This is a genomic window from Lysobacter arenosi, from assembly GCF_016613475.2.
Taxonomy (GTDB): domain Bacteria; phylum Pseudomonadota; class Gammaproteobacteria; order Xanthomonadales; family Xanthomonadaceae; genus Lysobacter_J; species Lysobacter_J arenosi.
The window spans coordinates 1,052,647-1,069,391 of sequence record NZ_CP071517.1 but is presented as its reverse complement, the minus strand read 5'-3'; the positions used below and the strand labels follow the sequence as shown (position 1 = coordinate 1,069,391).

Sequence of the window (16,745 nt, the reverse complement as noted above, 5' to 3'; positions counted from 1 at the left end):
CAATTGCTACAAGTCCACTTCATCCGCGTACACCAGCCGGTGTTCCCACTGAGGGATTTCGAGGTCCGCAAACGGGGTGGGGACATGCGTCGGATCGCTTTCCAGCCGCTCCCACTCCTCCACGGCGACACGCCACTCGGACGGTCCCTGGCCGGGACGCGTGAACGCAATCGCCTCGCCGGCGTCGAGTTCTCCCACCCACGCCGCGTCATGGCCGAGTGAGCCGTGCCCGCGCAGCACCAGCCTCTGCGTCTTCTCGGTTCGCCAACCGAGGTCGGAAGCAATCTGCGGATCGCGGCGCTGCAGGCGGGCGACCAGCATGCGGTTGTGATCCACCGCCGTGGCGAATGCCGCAATGGTATCCGTGGCGTGCGAAATGCGTTCTCGGCGACCCACAGCGCCGCTAACCACGACGCGTACATGGCGGTCGTCGGTGCGACTGACGCTGGTGACGCGCTCGGGCGGCAACTGCACGAAGTCGCAGCGCACCGGCGCCGACAAGTGGCAGCCGGCCACGCTTTCGGGTTGGTAGCGACATACCGCCAGGCGCAGGAAGGGCCAGAAGTGGGCGCCAGGATCGAGCGCGACATCCACGTACCAGAGCTGGCGTGCTTCGTTGTACTGCGGCTCGTATCCGACCACGGTGACGACGGGCTGTCCGGGCAATGTCGTAAGCGGCAACTGCGCGGGCGCCGTGACGGGACGACCTGGCACGCGGCGATCATCGAGGCCTGCGCTGTGCAACACGTCGTCGAGCTCCAGCATCGACATCGCACGACGTTCGACCGGTGCGCTCACCCAGATCGGATCCGCTCCCCACTTGCTGACGAACGCGAACCCCGACTGGTCTTCGGGAGGTGGTCCGAACGTGTCGTCGCCGGAAGGCGCGAGCAGCACGCCAAGGAGTTCGCCTTCGCCACTGCTATACCAGGGACGCTCCAGGTAGATGCGTACGCCGGCGCGACGGGTGTGTCGGCGCGACATCGGCTGTTCGGGCTCCGTGCCGTCGGACCAGCGGAACAACGGGATCACTGAATGCACGACCGGCGCGGCCGGGCGTGCCGCCGACGGCACGGACACCTGCACCACCGGCCCGACGACGCTTTGTCCGTCGTCGAGTTGGTTGCTCGTATCGGCCGCCAGCAACGCCGGACGGAAGTACTCGCGAAACCGCGTGGAGGCGCGGAAGCGATAGGTCACGCGCCGATGCCTGGTGTCGCCGAACTCGTGGCGCGCATGATGGAGGTTGACCTTGCCGATCGCGGGGACCACAACTTCGGCATTGGCGGTGGCCAGCAGCGCCACGTCCTCGTACGGGCGCACCGGCGAGTGGAAGGCGATGCTGCTGCACGGCAGGTCGTGCCATTTCGACAACGACAGGTCGTCGACGCGATCGGTCCACGTCGCCTCTGCCGTCAGGCCGTCGGTGCTCGGCCCATGCAGGTCGACAGCGCCCAGCAGGTACGCATGCATCGCGCCTTCGGCACGCATCGGCGTCAGGCGGATGGGCCGCGGCACTTCCAGTGGGCGGTCCACCGCGTGGACGAGCATTACGTCCTCGAACGGCGACAAGCCCCAGAGCCAACCGTCCGCCGCCGCTTCTGCCACATCCGCGTTGCTGCGCACCGACGCAGGCAGGGCGCGCCACACGCCCATCAGGTCGAGCTTGTCCTTGGGCATGCTGCTGGCGAGGCGGAATGTCTGGATGTCGCCTGGCGGCAACGTGATCGTGGCGACGCGGCCTTCGACGTTACCGCGCAGGTCGTCGCCGCCGTTGAGCACGAGCCGGAACGGTTCGATCTCCGGCCAGGTGCCGCCGTAGGCCGCGGTGAATCCTTCGGCGCCGAACGGGAACGGCAGCATGCCATCGCGTCCTGCTTCGGCGAACACGAGCGAGATACCCCGCGCCATCGGATCAGGCAAGTAGGGCAGGCCGAGGTCGTCGACGTCGTGCACCACGGTCTGACCGGGCGCAGGCGCCTCGCCGGGCAACAATGGCAGGGTCTTGAGCGGCGTGGTCGCCGTGCCGACGTGCACGATGTCGATGCTGGGTTGCGGAATGCGGTCGGGCGGGTTGTCGATGTCGGCGCGGTCGATGTCCTGGAGCGTGCCGTTCTCGCGCAGCGCCCAGCCGAGCATCCGTGTGTGGCTCGCCACCGACGTCTCGCCGATCGCCGGGTCGAACATGCCATGCAGTTCCGCCTGAACCTGGCTGATTTTCGGCGGCGCGAGATGGCGCTCGCTGGTGGCACCATAGCCGATGTCGGAGATGACGGCGGCAGCGGTGGCCGCGTACGTCGTCGGGTCGCTGACAGTCAGTGCAAGCGTGGACGGATCCTGCGTCACGCTGGAGCGGATCACGAGTACTCGCAAGGACTCGCCTTCGGTATAGCGCTTGCGCGGCACGAGTGCCGGGCTTGGCACCGGGTCCCAGCGCAGGAAGGGATGCAGCGCCGTGACCGTTTGCCGCGCGCGCAACATGGCCTCGACCAACGTCGCCCGCGCATGTGCAGCCGATACCGCACCGGCGTGCGAACTCATCAGCGCCGACAGGTCGCTGTTACCGCGGACGACGGCGTCGCTGACGAAAGACTCTCCAGGATCGCCGACTGCCTGCGCGAACTGGGCCGACAGCAGGTTGCGCCGGCTGACAGTCGCCCGCAGAGCGGCCGAATCGATCCGTGCACCGGCCGGGGCGCGCCTGCGCAGGCGCTCCATCACGGCGGGACCGACTTCGGGATGCACCAGCAGCGAGGTCGCAGCTTCAACGTCCACATGGGTCGGCGCCGATGACGACTGCAATCGGCGACGCTCGAGGGTCATGTGCGTCGCGGTCCGCAAGTCGGTGGACGACAGCGCACCGGTGGGCGGCGTCGTGCTCGGCGCGGTCGCCGCGAGTGCGCCCGTTACTTGATCCGGTGGCGCCACCGGCGCGGGATTCAGCGCATGCGGGCGCGAGTTGCCTGCCAGGTCGACGGCCCAGGCGCGGAACGCATAGCGGCGCCCGTAGCGCAGGCGCGGCAAGGTGCCCGGCTGCACTTCGTTGCGGATGCGGATCGGGTGGATCAGGTCCTTGGCCGGTGGCTCCGGCGTGTCCTCGACGACTTCGTCGCCATTGTGATGGCGAATTCGTTTGCCTGGCCGCGGCGCGGACAGGCTCCAGCCTTCCCAGCCAAACAAGGCATCGTGCACGTGCACGGGCGAGGCGTCGACGTTCGGCGTCTCATGCGCCGCGGTCCCCTGCGAGAAGCCTTCTTCCGGCAGGCGATCCAGCACCGGCCCGAAGCCTTCGACGGTCAGGTGCGTCAGGCGCTTGTGCAACGACGCCCACCGCCTGGCCTCGTCGTCCCAGACTTCCACGCGGAAGCCGCGCGCGACGTCTTCGGTATGCAGCTCCGGCGCGGTGCCATTGTCGAAATCCGCTTCGAGGTCGTTCTGCCGATCCAGGCGTTGCTGCGTGCTCAGCGCTTGTTGCGTCGCGGCCACCGTGAAACCACCGGAACGCATCGCAGGCGTTGCGGCGTTGACTGGGTCGCCGTTCTGTTCGATCTGCAACAGGCGCGGCAGGGTCCACAGGAATCGTTCGGTCTTGATCGCGCTGCCGTCGGTGTCGAGCGTCAGTACGGCGAAGCGGTTCTCGTCGCCCAGCCGCAATGCGCCGTCGACCCAGTCGGTCCCCGACGGCGTACTGACCAGGTCGTCGCCCACCGCATGGCAGCGCACGCGCGTGGTGCGGCAAGCGCTGAGGTCGCCGTCGACGGACACGCGCGCCGACAACCATTGCGCGCCGCGCAGGCGGGCGGGATCGGCGACGCTCAGGTCGATCACCAACCCGAGCCGGCGCAGCAGCGCCGGATGGTCGCCGGCCATCGCACAGCGTTCGTGGAACTCAGGTTCGGCCGGTTGCACCGGCGGCACCTTCGCGCCCGGTAGCGGACGCGGCTTGTAGTCCAGCTGCGATTCCGGACGTTCGTAATAGCGGCGGCAACGGTGCAGTTCCAGCGCCGCGCGCTCCAGCCAGTCCGCGTGGCCGCGCACGAACTGTTCAATGTTGACCAGCGGCTCCCTGCTTTCGATCACGCGATCGAGGTCCGCAGTCATCTTGGACTCGTCGTAGATCCTCTGCCGCACGCGGCCATCGCCTTCGGTCCGGTAGTAGTGCCTGTCAGCCACCATGCGCGTGAGCTGCTCGGCCAGGGGATGGTCGAGCGGGCGCGGCGGAGTGGTCGGATCGGCGTAGATCGTCGCCATGTGCAGGTCGCGTGCGATGTCGTGCACGGCCTTGGCGGCGAAGCTGCGCCAATGCCGGTTGTTCCAGCGCGGGACCTCGGGCCCTTTGACCGGCGTGCCCGGCGGGAACAGCTTGCGCCACAGGCTACTGTCGATCAGGTCGACCAGGGGCGTGCATTCGATCGGACCGACTTGGTCAAACAGTTCGATGCGCAGGTGCTTGCGCGCGGTCTTCGCCCAGTCGGGGAAGATGCGGAACTGCTTGAGCTTGCTGTCGGTGTCCGGGCGGATGGTCGGCGAGAAGAACAGCGACACGTGGAACTCGCGATCCGCGCTGGCCGAGTACGGCAGGGCACATACGATGTAGTACTCGCTCGCCATCGTCATTCCTCTTTGAAAGCCAGGCAGTACGTCGTCCACGCCGCCGACGTGCCGCTACCCGCATCCATGATCTGCAGGAATGAGGGGTCGCCGTTGGAGCCGGAGAATACGCGCTGCGCGCTGATGCGCACGGACTTCGAAATGCCGATCACCGAGACGTTGACGGTGATGCTCGCCTGTCCGACCAACTTGCCCGTCGGCGGCTGGTACATCAGCTCCATGTACAGCTCGATGGCCGCCGAGATCAGGCCCAGCACATCGACTTCGCCACGGATGCGGAAGTAGCCGGTGATCGAGCCCGCTTCGCTTTCCAGGCGGATGTAGACGCCGACCATCGCCGACACCGAACCCGACGCCACGCCGAAGTTCACCGCGATGCATGCACCTGCTTCGAGGCCGATTTCCAGCACGTCAAGGCCCTTGGCCGAGGCGCGCATGCCGATCCAGCCGCCTCCGCCAAGGAACGCCACCGCGATGGTGAACGGCCGTTCGCGTGTGCAGAACCCGAAGCCCACCGTCACGGCCTTGCCGATGAACGGTACCTGCACGTCGGCGTTGAGCGACAGGTTGGAGATGCTGAACATGCCCAGCGCCAGGTCCGGCAGGGCGAGCATGAAGCCGGCGCTCATGCCTTCCGGCGTGACCTTGAGCATCGGTGGATCGGAGAATCCGTCGAGTGGGATCAGATCCTTGATGCCTTCGACGAACGACAACACGCCCTTGAAGGTGATGTCGTTCAGCACGACATCGACTTCCGGCTTGCCCGCCGTACCCGACTTGAACGTGAAGTGGTCGAACTTCAGCGCCAGCAGTTCCGCCTTGGGGAACAGGTGCAGGGTGAAGTCGCGCAGCTCAGCCAGCGCTTCCAGCTTGGCCTTGCCGTCCAGCCCCGTCTGGCCTTGCACGGCGAACACCAGGCTATCTTTCTTCAGTCTCAGGAGCGGGTCGGTCTCGTCCGGCCAGGACGCCACTTCCGGCTTCCACTCGAAGCGGATGCGCGCCAGGGTGCCCGACTCGGCCAGACCATTGACGTAGTTGTAGATGTCCTCGAACAGTTCCAACGATTTCAGGATCACGGTGCGCAGCATCGTGGCCATCGCGCGGATGACGTTCGCCATGTACGGCGGCAGCTTGTCGGCCAGGTCCTCGAAGTCCGATGCCGTGTCTTCGACCATTGTCTTGAAGGTGGCGTACAGCGCTTTGACCGCTGCATCGGTCTTGCCCTTGCTCTGCATCAGCGCGAGCAGGTTCGGGAGTTGCGCTTCGAGATCGGCAAACGTGCCCTTGGCGGCGTCGGCGGCATCGATCGCAGCCTGCGCCGCCGCCTGCAACTCGGCCGGTTTGCCGACGGCGCGTTCGGCCATCCTGTCGGCCTCGGCGACAGCGTCTGCCACCGCGGCTGCGGCGCGGCCAATGTCGGCGATCAGGGCTTCCACGCGCCCGACCAGTTCGGAAATGATCTTCGGCATGCGCAGCAGGTCACTGTCCACCATGACGGCGATGTCGTCCAAGTCGATCAGGCCGAACAACTTCGGCGCCGAATCCTTGAAGTAGGTCTTCGGGTCGAACGTCTGCGTCGCCATCCCGGTGACGTCGCCCACCGTGCCGGTGATGCGCGAGAGTCCTCGGATCGGCACGTTTGGCGTGAGGAAGCCGCCCGCCTTGTCGCTGCTACTGGGCGCGCCTTCGCCGAAGCGCATCAACGGGAGCGGAACGGTCGGATCGGTCGCGTGTTCCGGTGTCTGTTCGCCCTGCACCAACACGCGGGCCCACAGCTGGCCCGTGTTGGCCGTGCCGTTGAAGCCGTGCTTCTTGTACGCCGGGTGATACGCGATGGGCACCGGCCCTGCCGGCGACAACTGCTGCACGGCCGGTATCAGCACTTCGGCGCTCGTCATGCGCGGCGTCGACGTGCCCAGGGCGGCCTTGCCCTGGAACGCCAGCATCGCTGCTGCGAGCACGGTGTCGCCGCCTCGCTCGACCGGTGCAAAGGCTACTTGCTGCCCGTAGGCCGTCACTTTGCGTCTGGGATCGGGGTCGTAGGCCTTGTCGATGTCGGCGAACTTGTTGAAGTGTTCCGCCACCCACATCAGCGGCATCTGCAGGCGTACGGTCCGGCCCTCATGGTCCAGCGCATCGATGACGAACGCGAATGCCTGCCCGCCGATCTTCGGCCAGAAGAAGTCGTCCTGGTTGTCGCCCTTCACGCCGCTAGGTTCGTCGAGCACGGGTGTGATCAACGGACGGATGGCGACTTCGGTGAACGGCAAGTCGCGGCGGTTGGCGTAACTGCGGACAGGTTCGCCGATGACCAGGAACTTGCGCTGGTAGAGGCCGGCGACCGACGGCGCGGCGTCCTTCATCTTGCGCTCGGTGACTTTCACCAGCGCCGCCTGGTGGCCCCAGGGATACAAGTAGCCGGGGTAGACCACGCGTACGTACTGGTCGCGACCCAGCGGCGCGATGTGGTCCCAGCTGAGGATCGAGCGGATCGATGCTTCGGAGTATGGCTTGGTGGTCCATGCTCCGTGCAGGTCCAGCCATGCGCCCAGGCCAGAGAGCCACAGCGAACGCGCCGCGATGGGCAGCGGTTCGATGTGCCCGTGCAGGCCGGCGAGGGATTCCGACGACTGGCGCACGAGCATGTGGCGGTCGGCGGGATCCAGCGAGGTGAGGAACGGGTCGTTGTTGCTGTGCCCGGGATTGGCGGATGTCGGGTTCTGCCAGTCGGCCTGCGCCATCGTGTCGCGATCGCGGGTCCAGATGGCACGTACGATGCGGCGGACGGTGTTGTGTTCGTCGACCGCAGGCGTGCCATCGGAGGCTTTTCCGGCATTGCCCAGGCGGCTGTGCCACAACTCGATGTGGTGGGGCGCGTTGGCTGCGGCACAAGGTACGTTGACATGCGCCCAGCGCGCTTCGCTGCCTGGCGAGATCACCAGGCGGTACGGCGCTTCAATCGCGGTCTCGTCCTGCTTCGGCGGGTAGCTCAGCTTTGGCGTGCGTCGCGGCGGTTTGACGTACTCATTGACGAGGTCGCCAGGCCGCAGCAAGGGATGGTCTGGCAAGGTGGTGCCGCGGACGGCGGTGGCGGTGCGCGTCTGCAGCAGCGTGCGCGTGCGGCGCAGCTCACGCGCCAGGAACTCGATGCCCGCCAGCGACTCGGGTGGCGGCACGCCCATCTCGCGCAACAGCTTCGCGCTGGCCTTCGAGACTTCGATCGAATTGCCGGACACCTTGCCGATGAGATTGCCGGGAAGCACCACGACTGGGTGCAGGTCGGGATCGATCAGCGTGCGTCCATGACCGGTCTTGCCGGCGGCCTGCGCATCGCCGGGCAACGCAAGCTTGTGCACCAGCAACTCGAGGCGGCCCATCGCGGCGAGGATGCCGTCGCTTGAGAATTCGATCGTCTCGCCTGCAGGGATTGCGAAGACCAGGCGACTGCCGCGCGCCGCGCGGGCGCCGACGGGCGGGTAGGGGCGCGCATCGGGATCGTTGCCACTCGGAATGGGCGCTGGCGTGGGCGGCTTCCAAGGCTCGAGTTCGTTCGGGACAGGGATCTTCTGGCCGACCTTCCCTTCAAAGATGGCTTCTTCGGCGGTGTGCTGGAACGAATAGCGCACCACCAGGCGCGGATGCGCGAAACCTGTGATCGGCCGAAGGTGCGCGGGCTCGTCGTTGTCGGTGACCAACTCGCAGCCGACGGCGTCGACCGAGAGCGCGACAAGGTCTGCCGGGCGGATGACATCGACGTGAACCGAAGGCTGTTGAGGAACTTCGAGCAGTTCCGGCTCAATCACATGCAGACCATGCGCGAACCTTGTTGGTTCCACTTCCAGGACGCGGGACCTGGGAGTTCTTCGCCGGGGTGACATGGTGATGGTCCTCCTTCGTCAAATCACTGCGAGCGAACCAAGCCATGGCATGGCATCGTCAGTGCTAAGTAGCAATCTGTCTTACGCCCAGACGATCGAGACGCCCAGGCGTGCCTCGACGTGGGAGATCAACGACATCGTGCCGAAGCGGCCATCCGGGACGGCTCCAATCCGACTTCCACCCCACAGTAGGCCCAGCGCGGTAGCCTCGATTCGGTCGAGGACCAACGATCCGGAATCGCCAAGGTCAGCGAAGACGTTGCCATTCCCCGTAGATCTCCACCTGATCCATGAGGTAGGCACCCGCCCCACCAGGTTGCCAGCGGACCGTCAGCCATTTGCCGACGACCTGAGCGCCCATGACGTCTCCATCCTTCGGCGTCCGCCCCGTCGTGAAACCGCGCTTGCGCACTGACTGGAACATCGCCGGTTCGGCGGTCGCGGTCACCGCAGGCACCAGATCAGGGAAGTTGAGGCCCCTATCTGCGATCGCTCGTGAGACGCCCCGTCCCTGAGCCGCTGCTCCGTTGGTGCGAAACACCCCCCGAGTCGGACATGCCCACCCTAGTCGGCGAGAGCGGTAGCGGCAGCGGAGGCGTGTCTGGGAAATCGACTCGCGTGACATCGCCGACGAGATTGTCAGTCACCAGCGGACTGCCTGCGATCATGTTTGGCGTCTGATGCTGCCAGATCGGAGTTCCCACCGGACCAGTGACATGATAGTTGCTCAGCCCGAGAATCTCGCCCGTGATCGAGTCCTCCACCAGTGCGCCCATCGTTCCGAAACCCCGCACAGGCGACTCGATCCTGATTCCGCCCCGAAGTTGGGGGTAATGGTCGTCATCAGGCAGCGCGAGCGGCTCGTATACCCGTTCGATGATGCACACGGCGACACCAGCGATCTCCGTGGGCAATTCACTGGGCACTTGCGAGGCATCCTCGACCAGTATCCGAACGGCGAGTTCATCGAAGAGCTCGCCGTTCTCCTCGCGCGCACCGAGCCCCACGCCGACGACGCCCGGAAGGGCGAGCAGGGCGAACTCAACTAGGGTCTTTGCTTGGACGACTTCCTCGGGAATATCCATATAAGTAATCTCCTCATCTGGCGGACGATCGCCTCTTGCAGACGCCGGTTCTGGACTTCAGCATCGCGCGTCCGCACATCAACCAGCTTCCTACCGACCCACAACGGGCAGGTTCCCCCAAAGCGGCCAACTGTTGGCCTATCGCTGACTAGGCCACTTACAGACGGCCAGTCCTACCGGCCGCGGGCGAGCCAGGAAGGCGGTATTCCCTTGGATATCATCGGAACGCCTGCAGCAATCTTCGCCCTGGGGCGAGGGGCCGTACCGATCGGCAACGTTCGCGGCTTCAAGCACGATCAGGCCCGAGTACTGTCGATCAGTCCAGAACAGTTCTGCGACTGGATGAACTTCCTTCCCGATGGCGCCGTCTGCGTCATCGATGAAGCCTACGAGCATGGGATGGTGCCCAAGCGGACTCCCGGCTCCAAAGTGCCGGATCACGTTCTGGAGTTGGCCAAGCACCGACATCGGGGCCTGGACTTCATCTTCGTATCGCAGTCCCCGGCCAAGCAGGTTGATGAGTTCGTGCATGACCTGATCGAACGGCACATCCACGTACGCCGTCGCTTCGGCCTGCCGTTCGCCCACCTGCGGATCTTCGACCGCTTCGAACGCAACCCTGAGAAGGGGCATGCGCTGATGCTCAAGCGGGTGAAGCTGCCCAAGCGCCCCATGGGACTGTACGAATCCACAGTCCTGGACACGACCGAGCGGAAGATTCCTTGGTACTACATTGCTCTACTGGTGGGCTTGCCGGCGACCGCAGCTGGCGCGTGGTACCAATTCCGGGAGGTGGAAGCCTCCTTTGGCGGAACGGCGCAGAACGCCACGACTCAAGCGAAAAGGGACGGAGCGGCGAACGGAGCGCCAGCGACGGTCGCCGCGACGGACCCCTCCGCGCCGAAAGTCCCGACCCGAGAAAGTGACTACGTGGGGTGGCTGACGCCGCGTATTGGCGGCCAGCCGTGGACCGCGCCTGCCTACGACAAATTGACCCTGCCCATGCAACCACCGCGCATCTTCTGCATGGCCTCAGGGCATGACGGTGGCGACAGTTGCACGTGCCTGGCAGAGCAGGGCAGCCGCTATGTGGTTGAGCAGAATCGGTGCCGGATGATCGCCCGCGACGGCCAGTACGAACCGTTCTTGGATGAGGTGCAGGGTGACCGGAACCGCTTGGACGATGCCACCCAACTGCGGCGCCTAGCCGAGCGGCAGGAGCGCCAAGGGGAGCGGGGTGGGGGTGTAGGGGCGAGCCCCCTACGGATACGGACGCGGACGCGTCCGCTCCTTCACCTGATGAAGTGATCAGCGCCCTGTAGGTGGCGGTTAGGGCGACATGGCGACCGCAGGATTGAAACCGAGTCGATGACCGCTTTAAGGTACTCTTCCGCCTAACGCACGTATCCAGGGGGGGTCCCGTGCGTGACCACTGGGGCGTGATAGACCAGCCCGGTCCATCAACATTCGAACTCGGCGAGTGATCCATTTCTCATTGAGGGATGAAGGCGAGTTTCCCCGTGGTTTTCGCACGAAGAACCAATCATTCCCTTGAACTTCGTCCTCCCGAATAGCGCCCCAAGCCTTGATCATGACGGCGTCGGTGCCAACAAATCGAATTCTAGGCTGAAACGCCTGAAAATCGCCGACTGGGATGTGCACCTTTAGCTCAACCGCATCAAGATGCTCACCTTCCCAGAAGATGGTGCCTGGCGTCAGTTCGTGGAAGAGCAACGCAGAAATCTGCCGCGGAGTGAGGCGACTTAACAGCACGATCAGCGCGGCGTCCATAATGCCGTCGCGATCACCGTCACAGACACTCAATAGCGCGTCTAGGACATTGCTCGCCGACATGATTGTCGGCGCAGATTGCCCAAGTGCCGCGCGTTCTGCTTCCCACGCGCTGTATATCTCAGGCTTTCGATTCACTACCAGACCGTAATCGAATGGCAACTCAAGGGACCTGTGCGCCTTCTGAAGCACTAGAAGGCGCCACACGGTTGTGCGCGGGGCAGGACAGTCAGTTCGGGAGTTGTAGCCGTTCTCAACGAGGCCTTGGGAGATCTCTGAGGCCATGCGCATCGCCAGGCGACCGTCCACGACTGTGGCAAGATGGTCATCAATGAAGCTTGATATGACGTCAGGAGCAACGGGCTGCGGCGGCTTTCCTGCGAGCGCCAAGGGCCTGCCATATCGCAACTGGTGCCATCGATCCCAGTAGCGCAAGACGGCGGCGCTCTTAGTTTTCGTATGTGGAGATACGCTCTGCGGAGCGAGAACTCCATCTGTCCAATCCACCATACGCCCCAACTCCTTGGGTAGCCGTGTGCCGGTGCAATGGAGCCGGCTACGGTTCACCGTTTGCCGATAGGGATACGTCGATAGTGCGGGAAAGGATACGCGTTGGTGCGCAAAGGGATGCAGATTTATGGCTGCAAGGCAAGACGGTAGGCGCGCCATTTGGCCACCTTCCGCATAGTTGACATAATATGCATTATGCGAAGTGCTGTATTGGTCGGTGCAGCCCTCTATTTGCTGCTTAAGGCCCGTCGCGTAAGCCATTCCCGACCCGCTCTCGCGGCCTGATCCTACAGTTCCAAACGCGGGGGGCCGATAAGGTCCCCGGCTCGTTTCTGGGGGGATTCCATGACCGACGAACTCAGACCTCCTTGCTGGAAGCCCGGAACAACGTGCCCAAACGACTGCGCGGCAAGACACCACCAACAAGTGGTCTACAACCATCAATCGCTCAACGGGCCTTGCGCCGGCTGGCGCTTGGCCGGTGCCCGATTGGTCGCACCTGGCGGCGAATGGATCGCCCCGCACCAACTGGACCGATGGCTCTGGCGGTACGCCCGCATGTTCGCGGACTAACCTCCAATGTCCGCTATCGGCCAGAAGCGGTCATTGCCCTGGTGGCCCTTGCGCCTCGTCGGGATACGCGCGCGTCATGACATCCGCAAAAGTCATGCCGTGGAGCTCCCTGCGGCAGGAAGCGAGGTCAACCTGCCCCCCAAGCACACGCACGACGAAGTCGTCGTTCGGCGAGGGCTTAGGCTCGAGACAGTGGTACTTCGACAGCATCACCAGTTCCGCCAGCGCGAGACGGTAGCGATCGTCCGGCGATAACTGTCCGACGACACGAGCATGGCTGAGCCTGAAGCTGCTCTCGGATGTGCCATCAATCGCGGCCGGTGGTTCGACTGCTAATGCAGGTGGCACTAGCAGCATCAGCCCCAAGGCAAGCGGAATGATCTTCAAGGCCCTTCCCCTATCCATGTCCGCTTTGGGTCGAAAGCGGACGTTACCACCAGCTCAACCGCCGCCGCCCGACCCAACGACCGCTTTCGGCCATAAGCGGTCACCCGAAGCCCTGCACTAACGCAGCTGTGCAGATCTCATGCCTCGGGGGTACTCGATCGGGCCATAGGGAATCGCCGCGTTGCCGTCCTGCCGCAGCAGGTACATGACTTCTCGTTTAGCGTCTACGAGCAAGACATACGGCTGATCATCGATGGCGTCGTGGCTGCTGAGCTTGTGCCGGACCAGCCCTTCGGTCAAAGGAAGGTGGGCCACGGGCCAGCCTCGTTCGGCAATCTGCTCCTGCGAAGGCGTTCCGTACGCGTCCAGGAAAGCGAGCGCCTGCGGACTGCGGGAATCGACCTTCCGATGCATCACATCGGACAGCTCCGTGTCAGGCGGCGGCACGCCCGGAGATTCCCTGCGCAAGGCATCTTGGGACTCTGCGGACTGGTGTACCACTACCTGCATCGCGAAGAGCAGCGTGAGTGCAATGCCTTGCATAGGAATCTCCTTGGTAGGACCTTCGAAGGACATTAGGGTGCGCGGCGCGAGCTTATGCTCATGACCGACCCCTGTGGGCAGGCGCAGACCAGGTAAGGGCCGCTTTGGGTCGAAAGCGGACATACCCTACCCCGAAACCATTGTGGCCGATATGCATTATGCGAAGTGTCTGATGCGGGCTTTGCGTGGCTTGTTCGCACCTGTAGGCCCTTCCCGACTGGCCCACGCGGCCTATAAGCCGATACGACATAACGCCGGGGGCCGATATGGTCCCCGACTCGTTTCCGGGGGTTCCATGACCGACGAATTCAGGCCGCCGTGCTGGAAGCCTGGAACCACGTGCCCAAGCGACTGCGCGGCAAGACGCCACTAACAAGTGGTCTACAACCATCAATCGCTCAACGGGCCTTGGGCTGGCTGGCGCTTGGCTGGCGCTTGGCCGGTGCCCGACTGGTCGCCCCTGGCGGCGAATGGATTGCACCGCACCAGCTGGACCGATGGCTCTGGCGGTACGCCCGCATGTTCGCGGACTAACTCCACTGTTCGCTATCGGCCACAAGCATTCGCCAACGCTTGAGCTAAGCCGCGCCGCGAAGCGAAGCCGGCTTCAGCGAATTGTTATCCGGCGTTCGCGTTCGACGATTGAACGAACAACTGGAACCCACCGTACGCCATTCTTTTCGCATCAAAACCTGAATTGGATGAAGCGATCAACTCCGCCATCCTTGGGTCAGCCGCGACCTTCTCGTTCGCCAGATCACGTGCCTCACGAGAATCAAAGACTACCCATCCAAACACGATGGTTTCCTCCTCCGTTGCAGCTATGAGATCAGTGAACGAGCGCGTTCCCTCCAATTTCAAATCGTCACCGATATATTCCCAGTAGTCGAGTGCGCCATGTCCCTTCCAGATCCTTGCAGCCGCTTGGGCAAGACGCTTGTACTCGTTCAGGCGATCTCGCGGAATGGGAAAGACAAATCCGTCGATGTAGTGAGCCATATCTGCTCCTATAGCGGTAACTGAATCTCGTGTTCTAGCCGGATAACGCATGAGTTAAGCCGAGCCGCGAAGCGGCTTCGGCTTGAATGAATTGTTAGGGCACGTGTGGACCGCGTGCCAGTACCTGAGGCCCGTCGCGAGTGCCAGCGCCACCCAAGCGACGACCGGTACTGCAGCGAGTGCCCAGAAATGCTGCCAAGCATCCAGGCCAGAAGTCGTGATTGCATCCGGGCCCATACCGTCACGGAAGAACCAGGCTAGCCAAAGCAAGTTGGCCAGCGTCGCCAGCGACACTGTCAAGAACGTGCCGAACGAACGCCTGGAGCCAGAGACAAAAGCCCACAGAAAGCTGATGGCCGCGGCAACGATGGTTACGGGAATTGCCTCGAGACTTAGCACGGCTTCTCCGCCCTCTCGAACTACCTACTAGACGGACCCGTGGGTCCGGTTATACGTCTGACACCACACCCCAGTGAATGGGCTGTAACCCCTGATTCGGCTTGAACTTATGCAAGCTGGGTCCGGCTAACAATCCGGCGTATAACCGGACCCAGCGGGTCGGGTCGGATGGCCCGGCCAATGACCGCTATGGGTCGAAAGCGGACATACCCTACCCCGAAATCAGGCTCGCCGATATGCGTTATGCGAGGTGGCTGATGCGAGCTTTGCGCGATCTGCTGCGGCCCGTGGGCCCTTCCCACCTGGCGGCGAATGGATTGCACCGCATCAACTGGACCGCTGGCTTTGGCGGCATGCCCGAATGTTCAAGGACTAGTTCGACGTCCGTTTTCGGCAAGAGGCGGTCATCACGGCCCCTGCCTCAATCGCTTGGTGAAATCGCGCTGGGCTTGGCTCGCAACAGATGAGGCGTTAGCTGATTGGTCGCCGCAAGCAACAGCATGCGCAGGTCGCACGCAAGCCCCCAAACAGGCCGGGAAGCAAAAGGGCGGTTGCCCTGGACTAACGGGTGGCTGGCCAGGGCAATTCCGTAGCCGATTGCGCCCAAGACTGGGAATGCCCACCAAGCAATAGAAGCCGAGAGCGGAATGCCTATGAAGATGCCGAGCAACGTGCCGACGTAGTGGCAGGCTCGAGTTGCGGGCTTGGAGTGGGCAGCCAAATAGGCCAGCCAATACGTGTCGAATTCCTTATGAGCCATCCCTAGCCTCCACCACCCTCCGGTCAGCGATCATCTTCGCTGCGAAGAGGTGCAGCGTTGGCAACGCAAGAAGGGCTCCGGGGAGGAAGAAAGCCATCAGTTCTTGGTAGTGGGAGTCCGGTGAAATGTGGTACGCGACAAACCAACAGGGAAGGACCATTGCCCCGGCCAGCAGCGACAACCATTCCAGCCTCGACACGTTTGCGATTTCGCGTCGACCGTGCCTGACGTAGCGAATCGAAAGTTGCGCGACATTCGCGGCGTAAGCGACGGACACAAATGCGCTTACTGAAGTTACGACAAAGATTGGCAGCACGGTTTCGAGATCGTTGAGACCGGAGGTCATGGAACCCACGATTACAACGGCCCACATCAAATACGCAATCGACAGGAGAACCGCCATCATGAGGACCGGCAAGACGATTACCACCGCCTCGGCGGCAAGCAGTGTGCGGCTGATCCGGTTGGGAATGCTGGCTGCCATGATCAAAGCCCCTTTGCCGGTGCTGATGTGCATGCAAGGCCGATCCTTGGATCCGCCTTCGCCCTCCACCTTGCGCGTCGAGGGCATCAGTCGTCTTGAGTTCATTCGAGGGGGGGCAGCCAACAAGCCAATATCTAAGCAGGCCAGTTCGGCCGTCTTTCGGCCGGCGATCGTGGGGGACCCAAAGTTTTCACCCAAGGCATCCAAAACAGCAGGAAGCTACGCAGATCCGTTTCGCCTGTAGCGCTGTCCCGATATCTTCCGCAGTCTCTCCCGACCTTCCAGCTTCCTGGCGTCGCCCCACCGCATCACCTTGTGGTCCAGAAAGTAGAGTAACGCTGCAAGCGGGATGCAAAGCGCCAGGTACAGGTAGCTCTTCGCATCCTCCTGCGCCGGAATGCTTCGAAAGTACCCGACGAATGGCTTGATCATCAATGGCGTCAGCATGAAGGACACCATGTAGTGAAAGCTGGCGATCATGTACCTGAAAAAGAAACGCGTCACGCCCCTTGGACTGTCCACCGATTCGGTGGAAAGCAGAAATGCCGAAATATAGAGGCGCGCAAGAATGCCAAGAGCGCCTGCGGCAAAAGTGTGCATGACGATTATTGCGAGTGGGCTCATGGATTCTTCTCCTTGCATCGCGGCGACAGGATGAAGCAGACAGCCGTTGATTGTCGAGCGCAGGCAAGGGAGGCTCTGCCAGTCAGAGCCTCCTCCCTACC

The 16,745-nt window shown here is 63.4% G+C and carries 12 protein-coding genes; 1 reads left to right on the top strand and 11 read right to left on the bottom strand.

The features are described 5' to 3' along the window. Window positions 1-6: 6 nt before the first annotated feature. The 4 genes from HIV01_RS05080 to HIV01_RS05065 all read right to left on the bottom strand — a co-directional run bounded on the left by HIV01_RS05080 (window position 7) and on the right by HIV01_RS05065 (window position 9,574). Entirely contained in the window at window positions 7-4,650 is a 4,644-nt protein-coding gene (locus HIV01_RS05080; RefSeq protein ID WP_207527096.1) for a hypothetical protein, read from the bottom strand. Continuing rightward, window positions 4,614-8,414, bottom strand: coding sequence for a hypothetical protein (locus tag HIV01_RS05075; protein WP_200605243.1), 3,801 nt, complete (start codon window positions 8,412-8,414; stop codon window positions 4,614-4,616). The genes HIV01_RS05080 and HIV01_RS05075 overlap by 37 nt, the downstream gene beginning before the upstream one ends. Before the next feature lie 322 nt (window positions 8,415-8,736). Continuing rightward, window positions 8,737-8,937 carry a hypothetical protein gene (locus HIV01_RS05070; RefSeq protein ID WP_207527095.1) on the bottom strand — a complete coding sequence of 67 codons (201 nt, stop codon included), beginning with the start codon at window positions 8,935-8,937 and terminating at the stop codon, window positions 8,737-8,739. A gap of 31 nt (window positions 8,938-8,968) precedes the next feature. Next, entirely contained in the window at window positions 8,969-9,574 is a 606-nt protein-coding gene (locus HIV01_RS05065) for a hypothetical protein (RefSeq protein WP_207527094.1), read from the bottom strand. A gap of 210 nt (window positions 9,575-9,784) precedes the next feature. Here HIV01_RS05065 and HIV01_RS05060 point away from each other — a divergent pair, with 210 nt between their 5' ends. After that, complete coding sequence (locus HIV01_RS05060; protein ID WP_200605241.1) at window positions 9,785-10,882, top strand: zonular occludens toxin domain-containing protein; 1,098 nt, start codon at window positions 9,785-9,787, stop codon at window positions 10,880-10,882. Window positions 10,883-10,951: 69 nt separating this feature from the next. On the opposite strand, the gene HIV01_RS05055 is transcribed toward HIV01_RS05060, so the two are convergent. From HIV01_RS05055 to HIV01_RS05025, 7 genes are all read right to left on the bottom strand, one after another. Continuing rightward, a complete protein-coding gene (locus tag HIV01_RS05055; protein WP_200605240.1) occupies window positions 10,952-11,650 on the bottom strand; it encodes a hypothetical protein in 699 nt (232 codons plus the stop codon). Between the two features lie 828 nt (window positions 11,651-12,478). Further along, complete coding sequence (locus HIV01_RS05050) at window positions 12,479-12,835, bottom strand: hypothetical protein (protein ID WP_200605239.1); 357 nt, start codon at window positions 12,833-12,835, stop codon at window positions 12,479-12,481. A 117-nt stretch (window positions 12,836-12,952) separates the two neighbouring features. Beyond that, window positions 12,953-13,378, bottom strand: coding sequence for a hypothetical protein (locus tag HIV01_RS05045; protein ID WP_200605238.1), 426 nt, complete (start codon window positions 13,376-13,378; stop codon window positions 12,953-12,955). 618 nt (window positions 13,379-13,996) lie between these two features. Further along, window positions 13,997-14,377, bottom strand: a complete 381-nt coding sequence (locus tag HIV01_RS05040) for a DUF1428 domain-containing protein (RefSeq protein ID WP_200605237.1) — start codon at window positions 14,375-14,377, stop codon at window positions 13,997-13,999. Between the two features lie 820 nt (window positions 14,378-15,197). Continuing rightward, window positions 15,198-15,536, bottom strand: a complete 339-nt coding sequence (locus tag HIV01_RS05035) for a DUF962 domain-containing protein (protein WP_200605236.1) — start codon at window positions 15,534-15,536, stop codon at window positions 15,198-15,200. Next, window positions 15,526-16,053 (bottom strand): hypothetical protein, encoded by a 528-nt coding sequence (locus tag HIV01_RS05030; protein WP_200605235.1) that lies wholly within the window; start codon window positions 16,051-16,053, stop codon window positions 15,526-15,528. The genes HIV01_RS05035 and HIV01_RS05030 overlap by 11 nt, the downstream gene beginning before the upstream one ends. 186 nt (window positions 16,054-16,239) lie before the next feature. Continuing rightward, window positions 16,240-16,644: a hypothetical protein gene (locus HIV01_RS05025; protein ID WP_200605234.1), complete on the bottom strand. Its 405-nt coding sequence runs from the start codon at window positions 16,642-16,644 to the stop codon at window positions 16,240-16,242. Between the last annotated feature and the right edge of the window lie 101 nt (window positions 16,645-16,745).

Excerpts from the sequence above, each read along its gene's own strand:
- HIV01_RS05065 (WP_207527094.1), bottom strand. The coding sequence starts at position 9,574 with ATGGATATTCCCGAGGAAGTCGTCCAAGCAAAGACCCTAGTTGAGTTC.
- HIV01_RS05055 (WP_200605240.1), bottom strand. The coding sequence starts at position 11,650 with ATGGCCTCAGAGATCTCCCAAGGCCTCGTTGAGAACGGCTACAACTCC.
- HIV01_RS05045 (WP_200605238.1), bottom strand. The coding sequence starts at position 13,378 with ATGCAAGGCATTGCACTCACGCTGCTCTTCGCGATGCAGGTAGTGGTA.
- HIV01_RS05040 (WP_200605237.1), bottom strand. The coding sequence starts at position 14,377 with ATGGCTCACTACATCGACGGATTTGTCTTTCCCATTCCGCGAGATCGC.
- HIV01_RS05035 (WP_200605236.1), bottom strand. The coding sequence starts at position 15,536 with ATGGCTCATAAGGAATTCGACACGTATTGGCTGGCCTATTTGGCTGCC.
- HIV01_RS05030 (WP_200605235.1), bottom strand. The coding sequence starts at position 16,053 with ATGCACATCAGCACCGGCAAAGGGGCTTTGATCATGGCAGCCAGCATT.
- HIV01_RS05025 (WP_200605234.1), bottom strand. The coding sequence starts at position 16,644 with ATGAGCCCACTCGCAATAATCGTCATGCACACTTTTGCCGCAGGCGCT.